The sequence below is a fragment of the Clostridium sp. ZBS2 genome (assembly GCF_023845855.1).
GTDB lineage: Bacteria > Bacillota > Clostridia > Clostridiales > Clostridiaceae > Clostridium > Clostridium aquiflavi.
Genome location: NZ_JAMQIF010000046.1, coordinates 1 through 4,091, shown reverse-complemented (window position 1 = coordinate 4,091; position 4,091 = coordinate 1). Strand labels below are relative to the sequence as shown.

Annotated in this window: 4 protein-coding genes and 2 tRNA genes; 1 reads left to right on the top strand and 5 read right to left on the bottom strand. The window is 27.4% G+C overall.

What is annotated here, in order from left to right:
• Positions 1-289 precede the first annotated feature (289 nt).
• The 3 genes from NG918_RS16475 to NG918_RS16465 form a co-directional block, all read right to left on the bottom strand.
• Positions 290-1,825: an AbgT family transporter gene (locus NG918_RS16475; protein WP_252216717.1), complete on the bottom strand. Its 1,536-nt coding sequence runs from the start codon at positions 1,823-1,825 to the stop codon at positions 290-292.
• 153 nt (positions 1,826-1,978) lie between these two features.
• A complete protein-coding gene (locus NG918_RS16470) occupies positions 1,979-2,506 on the bottom strand; it encodes a VanZ family protein (protein ID WP_252227128.1) in 528 nt (175 codons plus the stop codon).
• Between the two features lie 201 nt (positions 2,507-2,707).
• Positions 2,708-3,145, bottom strand: coding sequence for a hypothetical protein (locus NG918_RS16465; RefSeq protein WP_252216724.1), 438 nt, complete (start codon positions 3,143-3,145; stop codon positions 2,708-2,710).
• A gap of 332 nt (positions 3,146-3,477) precedes the next feature.
• Here NG918_RS16465 and NG918_RS16460 point away from each other — a divergent pair, with 332 nt between their 5' ends.
• Positions 3,478-3,876 carry an FMN-binding protein gene (locus tag NG918_RS16460; protein WP_252216727.1) on the top strand — a complete coding sequence of 133 codons (399 nt, stop codon included), beginning with the start codon at positions 3,478-3,480 and terminating at the stop codon, positions 3,874-3,876.
• Between the two features lie 32 nt (positions 3,877-3,908).
• On the opposite strand, the gene NG918_RS16455 is transcribed toward NG918_RS16460, so the two are convergent.
• Together NG918_RS16455 and NG918_RS16450 are read right to left on the bottom strand one after the other, a co-directional pair.
• Positions 3,909-3,984: transfer RNA gene (locus NG918_RS16455), tRNA-Ala, on the bottom strand.
• 5 nt (positions 3,985-3,989) lie between these two features.
• Positions 3,990-4,066: transfer RNA gene (locus tag NG918_RS16450), tRNA-Ile, on the bottom strand.
• Between the last annotated feature and the right edge of the window lie 25 nt (positions 4,067-4,091).

Genomic DNA, 4,091 nt, shown 5'->3' with positions numbered 1-4,091 from the left:
GTATTTTTTAATTCTTAATTAAGTATTTAATTTAAAATATAAAAATAGATTCTACAAAATATATTTTATACTAAATAACATAATTAAAACAATTAAATTACCTAATATCATTATATCTATAGAGTCTAAAATACTTCATATTTAAATATGTGTTCATATATGCAATATGTAAAGTGGCATTGTAATTGGACTATACTCATTTTAGTATTCCTAATTTCAATTACTCAGTCCACTTTTCTTATACATATATCAAAACTATATTAAAATATAACCTTGTTATTAAACAATATTACATCATCATACCTACTCCTGGTCCTAATGGTAATTTAAATATAAACCAAACTATTAATAATAGACTCCATCCAATTAAGAATACTAATGAATATGGTACCATTGTTGATATAAGAGTTCCTACTCCACTCTCTTTATCATACTTTTCTGAGAAAGCAACTACTAACGCAAAATAATTCATAAGAGGAGAAATAATATTAGTTGTAGAATCTCCTATTCTATATGCCATTTGAGTTAATTCTGGTGAGTAATTTAATCCCATTAACATAGGTACAAATATAGGTGCCATAATTGCCCATTTAGCTGATGCAGATCCCATAAATAGATTTATGAATGCAGCAACTACTATAAATCCTAATAATAAAGGTATGCCTTGTATTCCTGTAGATTGTAAGAAGTTAGCTCCTTTTACAGCTATTATTGTTCCTAAATTACTATGTGCAAAGTACGCAACGAATTGAGATGCAAAAAATACTAATACTATGTATCCACCCATTGCCGCCATACTTTTTCCCATTAAATCAATAACTTGCTTGTCATTTTTAATTGTTCCCGCTCCAACACCATATGCAATACCTGGTATTAAAAATACTATTGCAATTATAACAACTATAGAATCCATAAATGGTGATTTTAAAATCTCTGCTGTTTCTGGATTTCTTAGTATTCCGTTAGATGGAACAACTAATATTGCTAATAAAATTAAAGTTAATACAAATGCAATACCCGCAAATAATAAACCTCTTTTTTCTTCTTTACTAATCTTTATAACTTCTTCTTTTTCTTCTTCACCCTTATATTTTCCAAGTCTAGGTTCAACTATTTTTTCAGTAACTATTGTACCTAAAATTGTTATAAGGAAAGTTGATACTATTAGAAAGTACCAGTTTGATGTAATTTGAACATCATATCCAGCTTGAGATATTTTAGCTGCTTCTGTTGTAATTCCTCCTAATAAAGCATCAGTTGGTCCTGGTAATAAGTTTGCACTGAATCCACCTGAAACACCAGCGAATGCTGCTGCAATACCAGCTAAGGGATGTCTACCAAAACTCCTGAATATAACTGCTCCTAATGGTATTAACACAACATATCCTGCATCAGAAGCTATATTAGAAACTACCCCAGCAAATACAACTACCATAGTTATAAATCTTTTTGGTGTACTTGTTACTAATTTTCTTAATAATGTTGAAATTAAGCCACTACCTTCCGCAACTCCAACGCCTAATAATGCAATTAATACTGTTCCCAATGGTGCAAAACTTGTAAAGTTATTAATTGCACTTGTGAACATATATCTAATTCCTTCTGGTGTTAAAAGACTCACTACTCCAACAGTAAATTCTTTTAATTCCATAGTGGTTCTATCAATTCCTTCATAACTTACACTAACCCCTGCTAAATAAGCAATGTGTGATATTATCATTAAGGCTGCACAAAATATTACAAATAATGTAGTAGGATGCGGAAGTGCATTACCTATCTTTTCCACCCATGTAAGTATCCCAGACTTACGTTTATTGTTTTCCATAAGTTCCTCCTTGGTAAAATGTAAAAATCATTTTTTTAATTTAAGAAATTTTTATATACATATATATTCATTATATTATTAAATCATATTTTTATCAATAAAATTACCTCGGATTTGATAAAAAACAGTGATAAAAAGTATAAATTTTTAATATTATAGCATTATTTTGATTTTTTTTGCATTTAAAAAATTCATTTTTGCAGTTTTTCCTAAAAATAAAAGCTTTAAGATTNNTCTTAAAGCTTTTATTTTATTTGTTATTAAAATTCCAAATGTACCTCCACATGTATCAATCAACACATCTCTAAAAGCACCTTCTCTTCCTGGCACAAATACTTGATGTATTTCATCAGAACAAGCATATAAAAATACTAACATCATTCCTAATAACCTTATTTTTTGTCTAGTATATTGAATTTCTAAAACATTTAATATTAATATACCTAATATCATATATTCCAAAAAATGTGCAATTTTTCTAACAATAAAATTAGCTAATTCTCCAAAGATACTATTCATATTTATTCCTAGTTGCGTTAATATCATAATTGCTGAACTACTTTGTTTATCAGATACAACTGCTGGTTGATTAGACATAACAAATATAATAATCATCCATAATATTAACAAAATCCAGTTAATTGCTTTTCTTTTATCAAATGTACTTTTAATTTCTTTCATTAGTCACTCCATTACATTATATTTAATATAAGACTATGCTTATAAATATGTGTTGATATATGCAATAGGCAAAGTGGCGTTCAATTACTCAGTCCAATTTGTTTATGCATATATCAGCACTTTACTAAAACATAACCTTATATTATTATACACCAAGTATAATTGTATTAAAATACTTTACTATATCTTGCTGAATCTAGCTTATTCACACATATATTTATTTATGTAAGCTAATGATTCTTCTAATAATTCATGACCTTTTTCTAAGCCTTCAACCTTTAATTCCAAATTACAAACTCTTTGATCCACTTGATGCATTAAATCCTTTATATCATGTAACAATTTTGCTTCATATGTTACTTGAACACCATCACTATCTATAAATACCTTTTCTGGTGGTGCACCACATTTAGTACATTTTGCGTATATATCATCATTATCTAAATCCTTAAAAACTTTAAATTTACTATTATTACATGATGAACAGCTTGATAATATTTTAAAATCATAACTATTATTATCATAGTAGTACTCTTTATTACATTCACTACATACTAATTTTATTTTATTATCTTTGCTATTTATATAAAATTTATTTCCACTACATCCGTCTTTTTCACACACAATAGTTCTAACCATATAACTTCACTCCCTATTTTTAATAAATCATTTCCTTATAAATTTAATATGTTATTTGCCAATAAAATATTACTAAAAGTCTTATTTATAATAAGTAAAATATCAATACTGTTTTAAAATAATAGCTATTAATGTTAGTTAACAGTTTATTTCATAAGTCTGAAATTTTCTTACTTAAAAAATCTATAATTTTAATCATATATAAATAAAATAATTTATTAATAAATTTACTATTATATGAACAAACTATTATTGCTATATGTTTAAATACTACTTTTTAATATCAATCTTTATCTGCATTAAATAAATTATATGTAATAAGGAGTGATCATATGAAAAAAATATTAATTATAATTACAAGTTTATTCTTAGCAATATCTTTAACATGTTGTAATAATAAAAGTGCGTATAAAGATGGAATCTATATAGGTGAAGGTAATATGTATTCAGATGGATATGATGATGTTACTGTAAATGTTGAACGTGGTAAAATAGTAGATATAGTCATTCGTCATTTAGATACTAATGGAAAAGAAATTAATTATGAAGAATGGACTGGAGAAAATATCAATGGAAAAACAAATCCTAATATACAAAAATATAGAGCTGATACAATAAAAGAAGTATTAGCTAATCAGTCAGCAGATATAACTATCATTAATGACATTAATGATATATCTTCTAATTGGAAAGTAGCTATAGCAGATGCTCTAGAAAAAGCAAAAAAATAAGCTATGAATATTCATAGCTTATTTCTATTAAATGGTGGAGATAAAGAGATTCGAACTCTTGACCCCCTGCGTGCAAGGCAGGTGCTCTCCCAACTGAGCTATACCCCCATAAATGGTGGACCTTCAGGGACTCGAACCCCGGACCTACCGGTTATGAGCCGGTTGCTCTAACCAACTGAGCTAAAGATCCTTTTATTACCTGGCAACGTCCTAAT